This is a genomic window from Pirellulaceae bacterium (assembly GCA_029243025.1).
GTDB lineage: Bacteria > Planctomycetota > Planctomycetia > Pirellulales > Pirellulaceae.
Window position 1 is genome coordinate 94,693 of record JAQWSU010000024.1, and the last position, 21,109, is coordinate 115,801.

Annotated in this window: 12 protein-coding genes; 9 read left to right on the forward strand and 3 right to left on the reverse strand. The window is 54.4% G+C overall.

The window, feature by feature from the left end; all coding sequences use genetic code 11:
• The first annotated feature begins 25 nt into the window (after positions 1–25).
• Complete coding sequence (locus P8N76_11490) at positions 26–1,303, forward strand: MFS transporter (protein ID MDG2382285.1); 1,278 nt, start codon at positions 26–28, stop codon at positions 1,301–1,303.
• A gap of 90 nt (positions 1,304–1,393) precedes the next feature.
• Here P8N76_11490 and P8N76_11495 read toward each other — a convergent pair whose 3' ends face one another.
• Positions 1,394–6,994, reverse strand: coding sequence for a lamin tail domain-containing protein (locus tag P8N76_11495; GenBank protein ID MDG2382286.1), 5,601 nt, complete (start codon positions 6,992–6,994; stop codon positions 1,394–1,396).
• Positions 6,995–7,235: 241 nt separating this feature from the next.
• Between P8N76_11495 and P8N76_11500 the strand changes: the two genes are divergently transcribed.
• From P8N76_11500 to P8N76_11510, 3 genes are all read left to right on the forward strand, one after another.
• Positions 7,236–7,475, forward strand: a complete 240-nt coding sequence (locus tag P8N76_11500; protein MDG2382287.1) for a hypothetical protein — start codon at positions 7,236–7,238, stop codon at positions 7,473–7,475.
• Between the two features lie 18 nt (positions 7,476–7,493).
• Complete coding sequence (locus P8N76_11505; protein MDG2382288.1) at positions 7,494–7,691, forward strand: hypothetical protein; 198 nt, start codon at positions 7,494–7,496, stop codon at positions 7,689–7,691.
• A 209-nt stretch (positions 7,692–7,900) separates the two neighbouring features.
• Positions 7,901–9,529 (forward strand): hypothetical protein, encoded by a 1,629-nt coding sequence (locus tag P8N76_11510; GenBank protein MDG2382289.1) that lies wholly within the window; start codon positions 7,901–7,903, stop codon positions 9,527–9,529.
• 107 nt (positions 9,530–9,636) lie between these two features.
• Here the strand turns inward: P8N76_11510 and P8N76_11515 are convergent, their stop codons facing one another.
• Both P8N76_11515 and P8N76_11520 read right to left on the reverse strand, forming a co-directional pair.
• Positions 9,637–11,085, reverse strand: coding sequence for a DUF1501 domain-containing protein (locus tag P8N76_11515; protein MDG2382290.1), 1,449 nt, complete (start codon positions 11,083–11,085; stop codon positions 9,637–9,639).
• Positions 11,063–13,510, reverse strand: coding sequence for a PSD1 and planctomycete cytochrome C domain-containing protein (locus P8N76_11520; GenBank protein ID MDG2382291.1), 2,448 nt, complete (start codon positions 13,508–13,510; stop codon positions 11,063–11,065). The genes P8N76_11515 and P8N76_11520 overlap by 23 nt, the downstream gene beginning before the upstream one ends.
• A gap of 367 nt (positions 13,511–13,877) precedes the next feature.
• Here P8N76_11520 and P8N76_11525 point away from each other — a divergent pair, with 367 nt between their 5' ends.
• The 5 genes from P8N76_11525 to P8N76_11545 all read left to right on the forward strand — a co-directional run bounded on the left by P8N76_11525 (position 13,878) and on the right by P8N76_11545 (position 21,013).
• Positions 13,878–14,297, forward strand: a complete 420-nt coding sequence (locus tag P8N76_11525; GenBank protein ID MDG2382292.1) for a hypothetical protein — start codon at positions 13,878–13,880, stop codon at positions 14,295–14,297.
• Between the two features lie 343 nt (positions 14,298–14,640).
• Positions 14,641–14,844 (forward strand): hypothetical protein, encoded by a 204-nt coding sequence (locus P8N76_11530; protein MDG2382293.1) that lies wholly within the window; start codon positions 14,641–14,643, stop codon positions 14,842–14,844.
• Positions 14,845–15,151: 307 nt separating this feature from the next.
• A complete protein-coding gene (locus tag P8N76_11535; GenBank protein MDG2382294.1) occupies positions 15,152–17,236 on the forward strand; it encodes a hypothetical protein in 2,085 nt (694 codons plus the stop codon).
• 447 nt (positions 17,237–17,683) lie between these two features.
• A complete protein-coding gene (locus P8N76_11540; protein ID MDG2382295.1) occupies positions 17,684–18,199 on the forward strand; it encodes a hypothetical protein in 516 nt (171 codons plus the stop codon).
• A gap of 84 nt (positions 18,200–18,283) precedes the next feature.
• Positions 18,284–21,013 carry a PQQ-dependent sugar dehydrogenase gene (locus tag P8N76_11545; protein MDG2382296.1) on the forward strand — a complete coding sequence of 910 codons (2,730 nt, stop codon included), beginning with the start codon at positions 18,284–18,286 and terminating at the stop codon, positions 21,011–21,013.
• Positions 21,014–21,109: the final 96 nt, after the last annotated feature.

The window sequence follows — 21,109 nt, forward strand, 5'->3', positions numbered from 1 at the left end:
TAACGCAAACTAGCAGGTCGCTCACGTGAATGTTCGTACACGTCGCGGAATCATAATCTTTAGCTTGCTATTTGCTGGCGAAGCGGTATTCACACTTCCGTTTCACATCGCCCGCTATTTCCGCCCGACCTTCGTCGAAGTGCTGGACATCAGTCAGACGCAACTGGGGGAGCTCTTTACGACGTATGGGATTGTGGCAATGCTCTCCTACCTACTGGGAGGAGGCTTAGCGGATCGATTTTCGGCGCGTAAACTGCTTGTGTTTTCCCTCGTCGCGACGGCTTCGGCCGGTTTTTTTCTCGCATCGATCCCCGCGCTGGGCGAGCTGAGGTGGCTCTATGCGTTTTGGGGAGCCTCTACGATACTGCCGTTCTGGAGTGCACTGTTGCGAGCCACGCGTGAATGGGGCGGCGCCGATAAACAGGGTGAGGCATTTGGCATCCTCGACGGCGGCCGTGGCATCATCGCCGCCATCCTGGCATCATTGGCACTTTGGCTGATGTCGATCCAACTGCCGTTGGCAGACTCCGAATCCCAAGCGACGATATTGCAGCGAACGGTCGCTTTGCGAAGTATCATCTTTTTCTACACGGGAAGCACTCTACTGGCTGCCATCTTCGTCTGGTTCTGCCTTCCCGAATCTCAGCGTGCTGTTGCCGCCACGCGGACGACTAACTCATCCGGCAGGTTCAGCAACCTCAAACAGGTGATACGAATGCGGGCTGTCTGGCTGCACGGCGTGGTGATCATGGCTGCCTATTCCGCCTACAAAGGATTCGATTTCTTTTCTCAGTTCGCGCACGACGTTTGGGGATGGTCCGAAATCCACAGTGCGCAACTGAGTACAACGGCGGCTTGGATTCGTCCGGTTGCAGCGATTTCGGCCGGGCTGCTGGCTGACCGCTGGCGCAGCTCACGAGTCATCATGGTCGCGTTTCTGGTGACCGGCGCCGGGTTTTCGGTACTTCCTTGGATCTCTCCAGGTGAGGCGAAAGCATGGCTACTGTGGATGAACATCTCGATCGTCAGCGTGGGCATCTTCGCGCTACGCGGAATCTATTTTGCCTTACTCGAAGAAGAACAAATTCCGCGATCGATGACCGGAACCGCGATCGGTGTCGTATCGTTCGTCGGCTTCATTCCCGAAATCGTCATTAACTATTTGGGCGGCCGATTGATTGACCATTGGTCGGGTGAACTGACGGGATATCTTGTGTTTTTCACGCTGCTCGGTTGCGGTTGCCTGATTGGCCTCGCCGCCGCGTACCCGATCGGCGCGGCTGATCACGAACAATCCTCATAACGTCTTACGATCCGATCAGCAGTCAAAACAGACACCCCAACCGACTCCTTAATGAGTCCAGTACCGGTGTCCACCATGTGCCGCAATCGTCTAATTCAATCTGAGTTTCCTGGCAGCGTGAAGTTGATCTACCACGGCGGCCAATTCGCTAACCGTGAAGTGACCTTGGGTAAAGGCAAAGACGATGTCTTGCGAAGTAAAATCGCCATCGCCATCCCAATCCCCTTCCGCAAACGTCGCATTGTTTGCGATGCCGTCGTCATACTTTCCGGCGGCAAACACCTTGGTCAAATCGGCGATATCGAATACGCCATCCGCGTTTGAGTCTCCCGCCAATGGTTCGTCTGCCGCACCTGGTGACCCCATCGGAGACCGACTGGGCCGCCATTCCTCAGCACTGTTCCAGAGACTTAGATCAGCTGCCGCAGCGTCAATTGCTTGGAGAGACGGACCGTCGCCGTTGGTCGCGAGATGCCAAGCAGGATCGTACCTGAACCGTTGCAGCGTCTGCCCGTGATAGGTCACCACGACCGTTTCCCCACGATTGCTCAGGCCTCCAGACCACTGTCCAGCCACGGGTATGTGATCGCCATATCGCGAACGAAACGCGTCAATATCCTCGACCACCACCAACTGTTGTCCCGGACTCAAAATATCGATCGTGGCAGTCGCGAAATCAAACGCCAGCCCCTGCCGCTCGCCATCGATGGTCACTTGAGCCAACTGGACAAGGCTTAGATCGAGAGTCGTGTCGCCAACATTCACCAGTTCCAGGAATTCGAAGTCATCCGCGTCGGTATGCCCCGCTTCCATTTCGGCGGGCGTCGGACCGGCTGGATGGTAATGAATTTCGCTGACTCGCAGCGAATTAAACGCGGGCGATTGTACATCACTGACTACCGTCACTGTGTCGGACCCGATGAAATTTCCTTCGAAGTCAAATGCTTCGAGCGTTAGAACATTCTCCCCAAAGATCAGGGGAACCTCAGTCTCCCAAGTGTCGGTCTGCGGCCAATAAACGCTTAACGGTTGCTGGCGACCGGTGAGTCGAATCTGACGCACGTTCACCCAACCCTGTCCTTGAATTATTGCTGTCTGACCTGCATGCAAGCCATCAGGCGTACTAACTCGAAATTCGACTTGAGGAATCACAGCCTCAATTTCAGCCAGTGCATCTTGATTGCGTTGCCGAATCAATGGCACCACGTCGTTGAAATCACGAGCATTCGTTAGGGCTCCGTAGTGTGACGCCCACCGCGCGACATAGTCCTCGTTAAACGATCGGTTCATATAGTCGAGCATATGCCCCCAATACGTCCGTAAGTTATGAGGAATATCTCGGATCTCATCGAGTCGAGAAAACTTGTCGGACTCCATCAACAACGGCGCAGTGGAAATACCACACAAGTCACAGTCCCAAAAGAGCGGAATAAATTTGTCGTCCGATGGGCGAAGATAGAGACGCAGATTTTTCGCCCGGCCGAAGCCATAGGTGTCCCAATTCCCCAGATAGGCCTGGTTGGCGTAGTGCCGCATCCACAAATCAACATCCATGACCGCATTCGTGGCCGCGAACAACTCATCCCCTTCAAGATGGATCGCTTTTGCCAAATCGACGATCGGTTCAAAATCATCTTTCACACGACTGTTTTTGATCAACAATTGACCGCGATGAAACTCAGGATGATCACCTCGCTGCCTCATCACCTCGGTGTTCACCGCGATATCGACACGGGCGTTAACCACCGTATCCGACTTCACGCTTTCGCGGTCAACACATTCCCGCTGAGGATTATCGGGGCACGGAATTTTCTCTGATGGGCGGATGGGGTACGTTACGACGTCCAACTCCCATTTCGTGCCGTCGCTTCCGTTAACGAACTGTTCGTTCAAATAAAGCGACTCATAGCGGGCCAAATTCAATAGCATCCCGCCGGAATGCCTTGGAGAGATCAAGTACGCGATATCGTCATAAGCGCTGGTCTGGCTTCCACCAGCGCGGTTAATCATTTGTTTTTTAACGATCTCAGAAAGCCCATTGATATCAAACCGAACGGAATCGTGTACACCATAGAACGCTCGATCGGGATGGAGCTTGACCTTATAGCCACTATTGGGACGAATAAATCGACTCCCAACAAGCCGTACGTCTACGTCGTAAAAGACTTCGTCGTTGTGATACAATGTCAGCGGCACAAAACGATTTGAAACACGGTTAACGACCGCAAAAAGTTGCTCCGTGTCCTCACTCAACAACACCATCCGCAGACGGTCGATCGCAGCCACAGGCCGCTGTCCCTCGTCGACCTGATAGAGAGCGCGTGAGTCGGCACCGCCAGCGGGGAATGTGGTGGTCAGCCCTAACGTATCCTGCGCACGGACAAAGAACTGAACCACCGTTCCAGATGGTTGCGCCGGAATCGATGCTTCAAACTCATTCGTTGCAGACATTACCATGGGCGACATGAACCAATCGCCGCCGTCTTGCCCATCGATGCGCCAATGCAAATCGACGGTATTGACACCGTCGGGATCAGTCACGTCAACTGAAATAGAAACGTCTTGCGTTTCGGTAGGGATCTTGGGTTGATGCCCAAACTGACGATAGGTAGGCCCAATGTTCCTTTCCCTGACGGAGTTCGTTCGGCCGGGAGTTCCGGTCTTCTGCGGAACGTCTAGAATCGCCGTGCTGGCCACACGGTTGAAATACAGTCGACTGTTCAGCTGTGAATTCCCAGTCAACCATTTGGCGCGAAACGAAATCTCGTATTTTAAGCCGTCCCAAAGCGTCACATCGTTAACAAAGGTCGTCTCCAAGTGATCGTGAACATGTGCTTGCGGTCCAGTGGTAACCACATGCAGAGCCAAGTTGCCCGAGTCCTCCGGATCCTTAACGACACGCCCTTGATGATTGCCAATGATTCGCCATTTCGCGGGTGGTTTGCCCACGACATCGTTTTGGAAGGTTCCATTTTGAATAAGTTGAGTTGCACCATCCGGGCCATGACGCGTAACCGCAATGTCGTCAATGAGAAATTCCCCGGCGTCAAGCAAACCCACAAGGAATTCATTGAACGGGGCGGCCACATCGGTGACATCCGTAGCCGCTCGTTCACGATAGGAGTAACTCGTCCACGTCGATTGATATGACTCGTCACTGGCCGACCATGCCTCGGCACGAGCATTGTCCGACCGAGGATCGCGTAGTTCGAGACTCGATGCGCCTCCATCGGCGAATTCCGGCCACCGACCACCTTCGTAGTAGTGAACTTCGTCCACAAAGTTGTCGTTGTCGTCCAACAACTGGATGCGATCGTCGTGATTGCTAAGTGCCCCACGAAAGTTCCCCAGGATCTCGACGTCAGGATATTTCTCTGCGAGCGTCGCGGCATCTTTCGCCACCACCACGTATCCGCCCGGATCAATCACCGTCGGTCGTGGAAACTCGAAACGTACCGCATCTCTCAATTCCCACCCTCCCAAATCGACGGGAACTACGCCGCGATTATGGAACTCGATCCACTCCTCGTCGTTCTCCACAAACGGTTCGGCATCAGTCTTCGGACGAACCAAGTTAGCCACTGACATGGAGGCGCTAAACATGATGTCCCTGCTAAAGGCTGATCCAAGATGCAACTCAACAGACAGCACGTTCGTGCCTGGCACGAACGCCGACGCGGGAATCTGGAAGGGACCTTCGGCCGTGGCATGATTGACGAAACCGGACGACTTAGTGTCGGCATCGACGTCTCCGTCAGGCATTCGAATCCGATGAATCTCCACCCCATTGAGATAAAAAATGGCGCCCGTGTCGATGAAATACATGAGCTCCAAAGGCGCATCAAGGTCCAGCTCGGCCGGCACGTCGAACTCGGTCTGAAAATAGTAGGTAAGAAACCGCGGATTGTTTCGCCGAGGTGACGTCAAAAGAGTCTGCAAGGGGAACGGAAATTCAACCGTGTCGAACCCGATCAGCGCCTGTCCGACCGACCAATCATCCTCAGCTGTATAACTCAATTGAGCCCAGTCACGTTCCAGCTTCGCCCCACTGTCGTTGTAAACCCACTCGGAATCCATCGGCAACAGAGTCGTGTATTGGAACTCGGCCTGCCGGCGGTGAACCCTGGGCCGGGCTGCCGCATGATACATGATCTCGTTAATGACGATGTCCGTATTCCAGGCAAACTGATTTGCAGCAGACGGTGTGGCCACGCTGGGAAAATACCAGACGCCACCATGAACATCGGACCGACCCGTGAGTCGATCTGCGACCCGCTGTCCGTCGAAAAGTTCCCCGCCATCCGGTGAAGTCAACAACAGTAGATCGCCTGCCGCCGGTCGAAATCCCATTTCAGTATCGCGCACTACAATCATCCCGTCAGGCAGCAACGTTTGCGCAGAAAACGCGTAGGATTGACCGACTCCATCTGGCGACAACAACCGCACGCCCGCAAGGTCCACGGCATGGTCGCCAAGGTTGATAATCTCCACAAAAAAAGAATCACTGGTCGCGGCCGCGATTTCGTTGAGGACCAACGACGATCTGACGGTTGGCTGCTGACGCGCATGAGCGACGATTGAAGGTAGCATCACCAGATCAATGTTAGACACCGAACGATTAAGGCCGTGAATCGCCAACATGTTCTGGCCAGGCTGTATCAAGTCGCGAACGTGCGTGATGTCGAAACGAATCTGATGATTAGCCGAATGAGAACTGGTGGCGACCGATGACCAGTCCAAACGCTGCTCGTTGCCGTCACGGCCCGGAGCCCGGCCATGTGCAACCTCAATACCATTCAGATAGGCGACAAAGCCGTCGTCGTAGCTCATCAGCAGATCAATACTTTCAAACTGGGTGACATCCGTGGTCACTTCAAAAGTCACGCGCACGTACAGTGACGTACCGACACCTTGCATGGTGATCGCTGGCTGGTCATCCGGCGGCTGGTCAAGATCAAGACCCAGGTACGGTATGTCTTCATTTGTCTCATCAAAGCCCACACCGGTACTGCCACGTGTCCACGCCGAATCGTCAAAATCAGGCTTCGTCCAATCCAACCCCAGGCGACCGTCCTTGGGAACCCAAGCGCGAACCGGCGCGCCTTCTGCGAGCAGCGTTTCAATTCGGAAACTATCTGGCTCAATACGATTCATGCGGCCGGGCGTGCCACCCGGTTCGGAACTAAAGGACCAATTCTGCGGTGAGTGACTTGCCGCATTGGATCGTAGTTTTGCCAAACTGAACCCACTACCGTCGGGCGCAGCAGGCCAATCTCCTTGATCACCGTATTCGACGGTGTTCATCAATCGGTCGTCGTTGTTGAACAGCTGCAGTAACTCACCACCGTTGGCCAAGCGCCCTCTCCAAGGTCCTTCAACATGCGCCAAACCCGTTGTCGCTTTCATCTCTTCCGGACTGGCAGCCACAACAAGCTGACCGCGGCCCGGTACAATCGTGCCATCGGGAAACGCATAGTCGACGCCACCGGCTAGCCGCCAGTCGGAGATATCCATGTCAACCGCCAACTGGTTGTGTAATTCAATCCACTCCAATTGGCCGTCTTCATCCGCGGGCGGATGATACATGATTTCATTGAACACGACCGTACTATCGAGTACACGCCGATCCTCCAGCCGTTCGATTTGACCACGGTGAAACCTGCGCAGATGTCGGCGCGAAAAGTCGTGCATGTGCCAATTCGATCTATGAGAAAGTGTGAGTAGCAGAACGACGGCGAGAATTAGCCTAATCAATCGCTGGCCAATTGTCATGTTTTAAACGTTGTTCATCACCAACGTCTTTAGAAACCAACCCAAATGCCTGCTCCAAAGAGAAGATAATTGTACGTCAACGCGGGAAGACCGAATGTTCTGCAATGCCAAGAACGTTAGAATGGGCGATGCCAATTCGTGACATTCCTGGGAGCCTGACATGGCCGTATCAAATGGTCGTCTCATCACTGGTGCTATCCTAATTTCGACGATCGCCGTCGGTCCCGTTGCTTGGGGTCAAGATGCCGAGCAGAAGAACCAATACGAATCGGACGAGATCACGATCTCAGCGGCGACTGCAGATGAACCCAAACTCGAGCAAGTGTCTTTACAAGCGGCCGCAGACTCCATCGAAAAGGGTAATGCCGCTTGGTGGAACCGACGCAACTGTGTTGCCTGACATACAAGCGGTGCGTATGTGCTAAGTCGCCCCGCGTTAACGGAGCAACTTGGTCAACCTTCCGCTGAATTGCGGGACTTCTACGTCGAGGCATGCGACAAGTTGAAAGAAAAGGATCACGAAAAACGAATGAGCGGTATTTATCCCACGCAAATGGCCTACATCGCAGGAGGACTGGCCGAATGGGACTCACGTCACCAAAAAACTCTCACCTGATACCGACGCCGCACTTCGATTGATGTTCGAAATGCAAGGCGAGGACGGGTCGTGGGGCAAGACAGCGAGCGGGTAAAAAACTGATCACTTTTCATAAAACGACAAGATTTTTGGATCCCAAGCGAATAGCAAGTTCAGCAACAACTTTAGCCCGTTGAAAATTTGAGAGGTCACCTGTTTTGATTGAGGTGGATTGCAAGAAAATTCTGGTGTCGATTCGCAGCCTCACGGTTTTCGCTGCGATCGTGGTGATGGTTTGCGATTCGAACGGTCAGGTCCTGATTCGTCCCGACAAGCAGGTGACTCATATCACGGAGCCGCTGGATGAGTTGGGCCATGTTGATTATCTGGAGGCGATCAATCAGCGATATTCTCAAGGTGTGACCGCGGAGACAAACTGGACGGTCGCTCTACTTAAGGAGTTTGGTCCGCCACAGTCTCGCCACGATTTACTCACCGACTTTTGGCACCGCCTTGGTATCCAGCCGATCACGGCCGATCCAGAGCAGCCATTTCTGCAAGGCTATCGATCTGGGAACGAGTATTCTGAGTTAGAGCAGAAGGCATCTGAATCCTTCATGAATTCACGTGGCCCTTGGACGGTTAACAAGTTCCCCCACGAGGCGCGGTGGTTGGACATGCGCAAGATGGCGCTAGATCGATTAGTTGACGCTTCCAAACGACCGCACAACTACGTGCCGCAGGTGACCTCTGCTGAGGAACACGCGAGACGCATCCAAGAGATCCAGGACTTTTTTGATCAGCAGCTCCAATCCAAGGATCCTGGGGAGAAGCTGGGCGCAGCTGTTGGTGCGATGCTCACTTCGAATATGAGACTGAGCGTTGCTCCGCTGTCGCGCCTTCAGGGTACGGATTCCGCCCAGTACGGTCGAGAGCTGGCGCGGATGTTGTCACGAAGAGCTCTACTGCGAATTGGAGAGGCAGATATCAAGGCCGCCCAATCCGACCTGCAGGCGATTCATCGCATCGGTTCGCTGAGCGGCCAGGGTAATCTGATGCAATGGATCATGGGCATGGCCATCGGGGAAATGGCCAGCGTGGCCGACCTGGATATGGTGGAGTCTGGCAAATTAACGAAAGAGGAATGTGAACAGTACTTGCTCTTGCTGAAACAGCTTCCCGCGCCACGCCAGGCGATGGAGTTGCTGAACGTCGAGCTGCGTTACCAGGCGTTGGACGCGATTCAATTTGCGGCTCTTCATCATGAAGAGACGATTCGACAACTGTCCAAGCTCGCCGACCTCGACAAGCTTGCCTTATCGCGTATTCAAGAGCTTGACTGGTCCGAGGTGATGCGGCGAGTCAATCGCCTCTTCGACGAGCAACACGATCTTTACAACTCGCCCGAGCGAAGTCAGGAGCTGATCGCCTACGAGGATTCTGAGCTGCAGCTGGATCCGGAAAAGTATGCGACGATCTTGATTGAGCGGGCGAAGGAGGGGTCGGAGCAGCTGACGGAATTTATGGCCCAAATGTACTTCGAACAAATCTCATCCCGTTACTTGCGCCGTGTGGAGTCACGGCCAAAGACACGACGACGGGTGGTGCAGGCGGGATTGGCGGCCGAGCTCTATCGCTTCGAGCATGGGGCCTATCCGGAGTCGCTCGAACCCCTGAAGTCGCTGGTCAGTGAGCCCTTGGTTGACGCGTTTACTGGCAAACCGTTTCAGTTGAAGAGGCTCGAAAATGGCGTCCTGATCTACTCGCTTGGCTTCAATGGTACGGACGAAGGCGGTGTCGACATGGCCAAGCTCGACGGCTGGAGTGGAACCGGCCCGACTCCCGACGACATTTCGGTCCGTCTCGAGCGACCGTAAACGGTGGCGTGAACCAAGAGTTTGATAGGGGGTACGAGACTTGTTGCAAGGGATTTCAAATGTCTTTTCCGGCACATTCTCTCGGTCTTCGCGATTGATGAGCTACCTCAAGCAAATAGCTCATGCTTGACGTTGCCATGCACATCGGTCAGACGGAAGTCGCGGCCCTGGTAACGATAGGTGAGCCGGCTGTGGTCCATGCCGAGTGCATGCAGGATCGTGGCCTGAAGGTCATGCACATGCCATGATTCGGTCGTTGGCAGGAAACCGAGTTCGTCGGTACCGCCAATCGTTTGACCAGGTTTGACGCCGCCGCCGGCCATCCACATCGTGAAGGCGTCGATCTGATGGTCGCGACCTACGGCACCGTTGGGCATCGTTGCTTTTTGAGCCACCGGCGTGCGGCCGAGTTCGCCGCCCCAGATGACCAGTGTCTCGTCGAGCAGTCCGCGATTGGCCAAATCGGTGACGAGCGCCGCGGACGATTGATCGACTTGCCTGCATTGGTGCGGCAGACCGCCGGCGATGTTAGTGTGGTGATCCCAGTCACCATGGAAAAGCTGAACGAACCGCACACCTCGCTCCACCAACCGCCTCGCGAACAGGCAATTACGGGCAAACGACGATCGGCCGGGATCCTCGACGCCGTACATGTCGAGCGTTTCGGTTGTTTCTTGTGAAAGATCCAACAGCTCGGGTGCGGCAGTCTGCATTCGGAATGCAAGTTCGTAGGATGCGATTCGAGCGGCGATCTCATCGTCGCCCGTCGTTTGCAGGTTCAACAGATTGAGTCGATTGATGGCGTCGATGGATTCGCGTTGCTGGTCGGCAGAAAATCCGGGCGGGCTCGAAAGATTCAGAATTGGATCACCGGATGAACGCAAAGGAGTGCCCTGATAGCGTGACGGCAAAAAGCCGTTGTCGTAGTTGGCACTCTTCGAGCGCGGACGCATGCCCGTTCGTAAGACGGCAAAGGCAGGCAGGTCTTTGCTTTCGCTGCCTAGTCCGTAGGTCACCCAACTGCCGATGCTTGGGTTGCCGAACCGCCGCGAACCTGTGTTAATTTGCAGTTCGGCAAACATGTGGTTTGTGTCGTCGGTCTTGAGTGTTTTGACGAACGCGAGTTGGTCAACGATCGCGGCGGTGTGTGGCAACAATTCAGAGACGGTCGCGCCGCATTGGCCATGCTGAGCGAATCGCCAGGGTGAGCCCATTAAGCTGGGACGTTTCTCTTGGATCTGCGCAAACTGGCCCGGACGCAGATACGATTCGGGCATCGGCTCACCCGAACGACGGATCAATTCCTTTTTGGGGTCGAACAGATCGATCTGACTCGGCCCACCAATCATGAACAGAAAGATGACCGACTTAGCACGTGCGGGAAAGTGTGGCGCTCGGACGGTGTTGGATGATTCGTTGGCCTGGACTTCATTTCCTAGCAACGATGCAAGCGCCCACGGTGCGAGGCTCAGCCCGGTCGTACCGAAAAACTGACGGCGGCTTTGGCAGAATTCTTGCACGCTGATGCGGTCCTTACTGACGAGTAATCGTTTCATCCAGGTTCAATATGACGCGACACACGGCGATCCAAGCAGCCTGGCGGTATGGCAAGACACTTGGCAGCGCCGCTGACCCGACAACCTCCGCGACGTCTTCCGGTCTGGTCTCAAATGTGGCCACCTGTTCGGCGAGCAACTCTCTCGCGATGTCGAGCTCTTCGGTTTGGGGATTACGTGAGAGGCAGTGACGAAACAACGACACAAGCCGTTGGTCGTCCGACGGCGCGTCCTCTTCCAGCACGCGCGTGGCCAGCGCACGAGCACATTCGACAAACGCCGGGTCATTGAGCAGTGTGAGCGCCTGGACGGGAACATTCGACCGATCGCGACCCGCGCAGGCGGTGACCAGGTCCGGTGCGTCGAACAGCGGCAACATCGGATGTGGTGTCAGTCGCCAGACCCAGGTGTACAGGCCGCGTCGGTAGCGGTCCTCGCCTTCGCTGATCGTCCATGTCGCTGGCGTGGCCCGATTGTTGAGAATGCCGTCGGGTTGATAGGGAAAGACACTCGGCCCACCAATGCGGTGTTGTTGCAGACCGCTGACGGAAAGCGAAACGTCGCGAATGATCTCCGCTTCCAACCGCAACCGCCTTTGCCGGGCGAGCCGAAGATTACTTGGATCGACGAGAGCAAGATCAGGCCGACGGGCCGATGACTGGCGGTAAGTTGCCGATGTGACGATCAGGCGATGCAGATGTTTGAGGCTCCAGCCGCTGGAGATGAATTCACTGGCCAGCCAATCCAGTAGCTCGGGATGTGTCGGCGGCGGGGTCTGCATGCCAAAGTCAGTCACGGTGTCGACCAACCCTCGACCGAAGTACCGCTGCCAAACTCGATTCACAGTGACACGAGCCGTGAGTGGATTTTGCTCGTTAACGATCCATTCGGCCAGATCCATCCGGTCGTACGATTCGGCCTCTGGGAGCGAGTGCAAAAACTCCGGCACTGCCGGAGTGACCTGCTCACCCGATTGAGCGTGGTCGCCGCGCACGAAAATGTGTGTCGGTTGCGACGCCGTCTTCATTACCAGTGACGTAGGTATCTTTGGCATTTGTTCTTTGAGCTTGGTAATAGCCGCTTCGAGATCGGATCGCTCGGCGTCTTCGTCCGATGAGCTATTCTTGCCAAGCTGTTTTTCGAGTTGATCAATCTCGGCTTGAATCGAATCACGCTGCGCAATCTGCTCGGGGGGCCCTAAATCGAGTGGATGAACAGCTGCCTCGTTGAAAAACGCATAGAGCTGGTAATATTCGCGCTGCGTAAGGGGGTCGGTTTTGTGATCGTGGCATTGTCCGCATTCGAGCGTCAGACCAAGTAGCACGCTGCCGGTTGTGTTGACACGATCGATGACCGATTCCCAGCGAACACCGGGATCGAGCATCGCGTTGCAGTGGAACCCGGTGGCGATCTGTTGCTCGACACTGGCATTCCGGATGAGGTCGCCGGCGAGCTGTTCAACAACAAACTCGTCAAATGGCATGTCGCGATTCAGCGCACCGATCACCCAATCTCGGTAACGCCAGATCTCGCGCGGTCGGTCCAATTCGTAACCGCTGCTGTCAGCGTAACGAGCAAGATCGAGCCAGTGGCGCGCCCAACGTTCGCCATAGTGTGGCGACACCAAGAGCTGATCGACGAGACGCTTGTAGACGTTGGGGACGTCATCGGTGACGAATGATGCGACGTCGGCCCACGTTGGTGCGAGTCCGAGCAGATCCAACGACAGTCGACGGATCAAGGTTTCCGGTGCGGCCTCGGGCGAGGGTCTGAGTCCGTCGTGTTCTAAGCGAGCGAGAACAAAATGATCGATCGCGTTCTGTGGCCATGCCGCATTCTTGACCGCTGGAATCGCCGGTCGACTAATCGGCTGAAATGCCCAATGATCCGACGCGACCGGGGGCCTTTCAGGTTGTCCGGTGGCACCCTCGTCGATCCAACGTCGCAACAGCGCGAGCTCTTCGTCGCTGAGTGGGTGAGCCTCCGGCGGCATACGCTCGTCGTCGTCGGTTGATATCACACGGCGGATGAGTTCACTCTTGTCGGCGTCGCCCGGCAAGACGACTCGCTCGGAAACGCGAATATCCAGTCTCAGATCCGCCTCCTGGTTGTTGGAGCCGTGGCAGCGCAAACAACGGGAGATGAGGATCGGCCGAATGTGTTGCGCGTAGCTGATGCGACTGTTCGCTTTATCATGAGCAACGTCGTCGCAGATGGCCCGCCGCGATTGCCCGAACGACGTGAGACACAACAGCATCGTGACGATGGGCAGGTAGATTCGGACAGGGTGGTAAGTCGTCATCTTGTGAGGCCGCGGCAGGTAAATCGAGCCAAGGTTACCGATCAGCAGATACGGGGACTTATGCCCCGGCTCGCGCGCCGCCCATTGTAACCCGTTGTCTGGTGGATCGCGAAATCGTGACACGAAAAGGTGTCGGGAATCTTTTCTCGCTCGCCTGGCTTGCATAATCTGCGGGTATGCGAGGTGGCAATGACGGGTCGTAAGTGATTGCGGTTCCCTTGAGCAACCTTAAACGGCGCGGAATTTTAGATTTCGGTCGGTTTCTCGAGTGTCGGGAAGATTGACCTAGCCTCTCACCTCACGACCTAGGTGATTTTTGCCCGCCTCATGCTACCCCACTTGCAATCGCCTGAAGAAAATTGCTCAGCGATGGAACTTTCGAAGAGTGGCTGGCGTCCTAACGATGTTGAAAACATGCCTGCATGCACAGCAGTCTTTACAACCTAGAATTCACCGGACGAAACATCTCATTGCCCAGGAAAATCGGATCATGACCTATCGATATTTTTTATTGTCACTTGTTTGCTTGTCACTTGTGACAGTTGCTGCATCAGCGACTTCGATTCCGGAAGCCAAGCCGATTCAAGAGCTCACCGATGTGAAACCGACCCAAGCGGTGTTCAAAGACGCGGGCCGGGGCAAGCCACTGGTACTTCGCAAGCAGGAAGATCTGGCCAAGTATTTCGCAAAAGACGAACTCGAGAAGATTACGGCCAAGGTTGACCTGAAGAATCAAGTTGTGCTCGTTTTCGCCTGGCGTGGTTCCGGTGGCGATCGCCTTAGCTACGACGTTCTGGAGTCGTTCCCCGAGCAAATCGTCTTCCGAATCAAGCCAGGTCGTACGAAAGATCTTCGGCGACACGTGCGCCTGTTTGCACTGCGATCAAACGTCAAATGGAGCGTGAAGTAGTCGGTGCTCATAGATTTGTCACCGCAGGGGGAGGAAACACGCCGCCGCGGTGTGGTTATTAACTGCAGCGATTCATCGTCCTGTGATCCAAGAGGCCATTTCGGTTTGGGTGACCATGAAGGTGCGGATCGAGTCGTTGTTTATGCGTCTGATGAGATCAAGCGCACTTGAGCAAACGTGAAGGCGGAACAGGTTTGCATCGCGAAACACCCGGGGCACGATGGGTTCCGGCTCTTCCTGCGAAAAGTTAACCGAGTTTTACTCCAGGATGACAGCGGCCTACCGATTCGGGCTTGTTGCTAAGTGCGAACTCATGCCGTTTCAACGAGAATGACGTGAGTTGATGGTAGAGAGGGTTGAATCAGTCGTTGTCTCCTCCTACAACAGTTTTTTGGGGTTCAATGTGTCCCTTTATGTTTTCCCGGACGCGACTACGGGAGGCTCTTTGACGATTGTACCTGAGCCGGCGACCGTAGCGATTTGGTCGGTGTTAGCTCTCTGCGGTCTTGCTTATGGATTTCGCAACAAGACGATCAAGCGATCGTAGAGATAGCTCTCCTTGAGACTCAAAAAGCCGGTCCGCAGAGGATCGGTTTTTTTGTTGGAATGGCGGAGTCTCCTCGATTTGGGTGACTCTCTTCGCGATCTGGATCAAGCCTGATTTTAAAGGGTATTCGTCGAGTGGCTGCAGTTTCCGCCATCTGATTTTTTCAACAATGACTTTGTTTTTTCTATTTTCTTATTCAATCGTTCATCGAACGAAGATACGCTGATCGGGACTATTCAACCTGTCGTTGGTAGTCGCATGCCAGGCTCTCCTGTGAGTTTTGACCTTGAATGAAGGAGCTTGCGATATGACCTCCTGGATTCGCGTTTTGCTCGCCGTCAAGGTGATCGCTCTCGCACCTGTTGCTGTGGTGCACGCTGACTTGCCACCCGTTTCCTCCGCGAATCTGGTCGCCCACTTCGAAGCAAGTGATGCGACGCTCGAGCTCGACGCATTGGGTCAGGTGCTTAGCTGGACGGCCAATAATGATGCCAGCTTCATCCTCTCTGCAAATGGAACAGACCCAGCGAATATTCGCTTTAACGGTATTGAAATGGAAGGTCTCGGGGCGATTGAGGTCAACGATTTCTCCGGCGACAACCAGACCTTGCGAGGACCATTGCCCTCGGGGTTGACGGCGGCAACGATCTTTTGGGTGGGTTACTACGATCCCGGTCGTAATGGTTCACTCGGAAGTGGTTCGGGGCAATACGTTTATTCGATTGGGACGTCCGGTTCGCAAGGCTCGCAAATGGATCACCAGATCGACGACGGAAATTTTGAACTCTGGGGTGGCAGTGGAACCCAGGGTGGCAACAGCATTGACTACTTGAATGGCAGCTATTCCGTATTTCAGACGAACTACTTCCATGGTGAACCGGGACACGAAGCGTTTTCCAATGGGTTCAACCTGAACATTCCTTCGGACGGAGGTTACAACGTTCTGAGCGAACAAGTGCTTCAGCTGTTCGGGTGGCAGGATGGGAGTGGTAATTCTGGTGGGTACAACTTCGTTGGCAATCTTTCGGACTTGGTCATTTACGATGATGTTTTGAACGCCGCGGAGGCTGCCTCCGTTGGCTCCTACCTCACAAGTCGACTTCCAGCGACGCCGCCCGATCCGCCAGGACAGCCCGACCCAGTTACCCTTTATGCTCCGCTGAGTGGCAATCCAAACACGATGGTTCCAGGCTTTGTTCCTCATGGGAATCCCAAGGTATCGGGGCACGCAGAGTTCACGATCTATCCCAATAATACGATGGATTACAGCATCGTCGTGAATGGCAATGAATATGACGTGACTCAGGCTCACCTCTATAACATCACGAAAACCTCAGGCACATCGGGTAATCCTGCCCACGGTGATTCCATTATTTGTTGGGGTGGAATCTGGGCTAACGGTGGTGAATCGGATGACTTTCTACAGGGACTCGGTTACTCGAACGGTCGCCTGCGCGAGGTGTTGGCAAGTTCGGAAGACTGGATGCTCATCGTGCATACCGAAGGCGGTAAATTTGCAACCGATGAATCAGGTGGATTGGTCGTCTATGACGCAGCGATTCACGAGACCAATGAGCTGGGTGTTCCGGAAAGCGAACGGGCTACTCGATTCAACAACCGCGTCGGTAGAACCTTACTTGATCTCTCCCTTCGAGAAGAAAACACAAACGATTCACGTGCTCTCAAGCCGGATCCCAATCACCAGGTCAGCCAACCCTTTGCGGCCGCGAACGGCGTTAGTTGGGTCGAACTTGAAGAGGCGTCGGGTCAGTACGTATTGACTGCCGCAGCCATGGACGCTGGTTACGATCTCGACACGGAGTATCTGTTTTATCTCTACGACGACCAGGGTCCCCAATGGGACTTTGGCGGGCCCGAGGCGGCCTTCGGAGGATTTCTGACCACCGAACCTGTCGTGGTCACACCCAGCGGCGACTATAACCGAGACGGTATCGTCGACGTGTCAGATATTGATGCCCAGGCGATCGCAATGAAGACTCCGAACGACAGTCTGGCAACATTCGATGAGAACGGTGATCTCATCATCGATATCCAAGATCGCAGCATCTGGATCAATGTACACAAGAACACCTTTGCGGGAGATGCTAATCTCGACCTTGAATTCAACAGCAGTGATCTCGTCGAGGTCTTTGCGAGTGGCAAGTACGAGTCGGGTGCCATGGCGACCTGGTCGGAAGGTGACTGGGACGGGAGTATGCTATTTGATACGAGCGATATGGTTTACGCATTCGTCGGTGGCGGTTATGAGTTGGGTCCACGAACGGCTGCGGCCGGCGTTCCCGAGCCGTCCGGTCTGTTGCTCTTCGTTTTCGGTTTGACGATTGCCACGCTCGTGCGGTTATCACCTGTGAGTGCGTCGCTCGAGAATTAAAATTGGCCGACGTTCCAGTTGGTCGGTTCCATTCGCCATGCCTGATTGAATTTTGCCATCCAGCCGGTGCTTCGTAAATCAATGAAGCCCTCGCGAGGGGTTTCCTTTCTACCCTGAGTCATCCACGAACAGTTGCCCGACTCTTCCTTGACCAGGCGAGTGACTGGCCACGTTTTGCCGCCGTCGAAACTAGATTGGCACGCAGGGCGTTTCGTTCTGTGTCACGCAAGACATGATACCCGTGTCCCTCGATCTCAACAGGGAAGCTTTTGAACCTGGCTTGGTAGAGGTGTTACGTCCCGACCGTCCCGTAGCGTTGGTGGTATCGCTGCGTATGCGTCATTGTCATCCAATGCATGAAGTGTCACACCAGGCTGTCCTCTTTCTTGGGAGGCCAAACAATCGCATGTCAGTGATTGGGCATTTAGCAGTAGCCCAGCAAAGGTAGTGGATGAAGAAGCGTGGCTTCTCGCCAAACACGCTCGAACACCAAATAATCTTCCGGCTTATGAAAAATCGGTTGACGAGCATTGGCTCGGTTCAGAACGTGGTACACATGACCACCAATGGCATAAATGGCTGGAACGAAATGGCCGCCGCACCCACGGAGCATCTTTTCCTTTTAAAACGCTACACAATCGAGCAAGTTTTTTTGAAAATGTTTTCAACGCGCCTTTACGGCATCATCCAGCCGAGAGCAGCCTGGCGGCGATGGCAGGTATAATGGCTCACGGCTTCGGAATTGAAGTAAATGAAGAGTTGGTTCGTCAAGCACGGTTGGTACCCATCGTCCATGACCTGATCGGAGTTGTCGCGACTGGGATTCGCTCAGGTAGTTTAGCTGCCCTGCCTAGCTTGCGGCAAAAGTGGCTCCCGTCCCCGTTTTCAACGCCCCTGTTTTCAAAGACTTGTAGACGCAAACATTTGCAGTACCATGCGAGAGATGTCGACTGGATATTTTGACCCTGTGCGGCATCGACGTACCAAGCATTGCTATCGGCAAACTTGAATTTATCGAAGATGTGCTGAGCAGAAACAAAGAGCCTTATGTCTCGTTACGACATGTCAAAGATCGTCGTGAATCGGTCAGCATCACAAAGATGTCTTGCCGTTGCTGGTGTTGTTTGTGCATTGATGCTTACTCTTTCGACTGTCGCGGTTGCCGACGAAGACGAGCAAGAACGACCGTTCGGATTGAGTTCGCGGATTGCTTGGATGAATTCGCGGTTGGTGGGGTCGCCCGATCCGCCACGTCCCTATGTGGCAACGAAGATGTTTGCCGGCATCCAATGGGATCGTCCCATCTACCTCAAGCCGGAACCCGACGGGAAACATCTGTTCGTGATTGAACAGGGCGGTGAAGAGAATAGACCGTCAAAACTGTTGCGTGTTGTTGATCGTACTGAGGTGACAGAAAAAACACTCCTCCTGTCGGTGCCTCGCCGATTGGTGTACGGAATGGAGTTCCATCCGAACTACTTGGAAAACGGTTACATCTATTTGTTTAGTAACGGGTCGACCGGTGAATCGGAGCGGCTCAATCGTGTGACTCGGTACACGGTGCGACGAGAAGGGGAGCAGGTTACTTGCGATCCTAGTTCTGCCGTCGACATGATTCAGTGGCGGTCGATGGGGCATGACGGAGGTGACTTGGTGTTTGGCAACGATGGCTTTCTCTACATCACGTCCGGCGATGGCACTGGTGATTCTGACCAGTGGCTTTCTGCTCAGGATGTCACCAACCTGCTGGGAGGCGTTTTGCGGATCGACGTCGACTGTCCATCGGATGACAAACCTTACTCGGTTCCAGCTGATAATCCATTCGTCGACATTCCCCATGCGCGCGGCGAATTGTGGGCGATCGGCCTGCGTAATCCATGGCGGATGTCGATCAACAGGAAGACGGGACAGATCTGGGTTGGAAACAATGGACAGGATCTATGGGAGACCGCCCACTTGCTTCGCAAAGGTGAAAACTACGGTTGGAGCGTTTACGAAGGTAGTCACCCGTTTTATGCACACAGGGAACTGGGGCCAGGGAATTTGGTAGCTCCCACATTCGAACACCATCACACGGAATCCCGTTCGCTCACAGGCGGCGTTACCTACAACGGCGACCGATTGGAGGATCTGGTGGGAGCCTATATCTATGGTGACTATTCCACCGGAAAAATTTGGGCCGGCCGACATGATGGTCAGCAGGTAACCTACCATCAGGAAATTGCCGACACGTCTTTGAGTATCGTTGCGTTCTCCAATTCACATCGCGGTGACCTGATGGTTGTCGATTCGGTACAGGGAATGTATCGTCTGGAACCGAACCCAGATGTTGATCGACTCGATGAGCTGCCAGTATTTCCAACGAAATTGTCCGACACTGGGTTGTTTGAATCGACCGATAATCACAAGGTTGCCGCTGGTGTGATTCCGTACGATGTTGTTTCTCCAGGTTGGGCAGACGGTGCGAAGGCTGATCGATTCATCGCTCTCCCCGAAGAACTGCAGATCGCCTATTCGCCGGATCGCGGCTGGAATTTTCCTGATCGGTCCGTCCTTGTTCAGACGCTATCGATTGACGAAACCCACCAGGGTGAAATTCGAAAACGTCGGCTGGAAACGCGAGTTCTTCTCAAGCAGCAAAACGAATGGCAGGCTTATTCGTATTTGTGGAATGAAGAGCAATCCGAGGCGGAACTCGTTGCGAGTGATGGGAAAGACATTTCTCTGGCAGATGGTCATGTCTGGCGTGTTCCGTCGAGGGCCGAGTGCATTTCATGTCACGCCAGAGCGGTGAACTATGTGCTGGGACTCAGCGACTTGCAGATGAATCGTGACTTCAATTATTCTGGCACGGTCGACAATCAACTGCGTACATTCGCTCATATTGGCTTGCTTGCCGGCTATGCTCCAAAGCCCGAAGCCAAGCGACTCAAACTGGTAAATCCTCATGACCCCTCGGCTTCCTTAACGGATCGAGCTCGATCGTATCTCCATACGAATTGCGCATGTTGTCATGTGGCCGCAGGCGGTGGGAACGCTCGAATGGAGTTGGAGTTTACGACAAAAACGGAATCGATGCGGATTCTTGACGAGTACCCTCAGCACGCAACGTTTGGGCTCACACAGCCTCGCATTGTTGCCTTAGGGGATCCGAGTCAGTCCGTCTTGCTGGCTCGGATATCTCGGCGAGGACGCGGCCAGATGCCGCCCTTGGTTTCGAATCAAGTCGATGAATCGGCGGTCCGTTTACTCGGCGAATGGATTGCGTCGATGCCTTCCCAGCGGCAGTTTGTTCGTGATTGGTCCGTGGCGGATTTGACAGAAGATCTGTCGACACTCCAAGAGGATCGATCATTGGTTCGTGGAAAAGCACTGTTTCGATCATCGGGCTGCGGGCATTGTCATCGAATTGAAGAAGAACTTGCTGGAATCGGCCCCAATCTTAGTGGTATCGCCGAACGTCGTAAGCCAATCGAGATTTTGGAATCGGTCATCACGCCATCAGCGAAGATTGAGCCAAAGTATGCATCGACCGTTCTGGTGACTTCCGACGGTGAAGTTTTTCAGGGACGCATTCATTCCGAAACGAACGAAGAAATCGTTTTGCGTGGTCAGGAATCATTTGCGCAGTCGCAACGCGTGCGCAAAGCAAATGTCGAAGAGCGCGCGCTTTCACGGCTGTCGATGATGCCAGAGGGGACAATCGATCATCTGCAGCGCGATGAAATCCTCGATCTGCTGGCTTATATCCTCGCCGGAACAGCCTCGGATGAATGACGCCGGGCGCTAAGCATCTCCCCTGCCCCACCATAAGCCTGTGTCAAGCGCGGGCTACGCTCGCTTGGATCTTTCAGAGCTATGCTCCCGTCACAC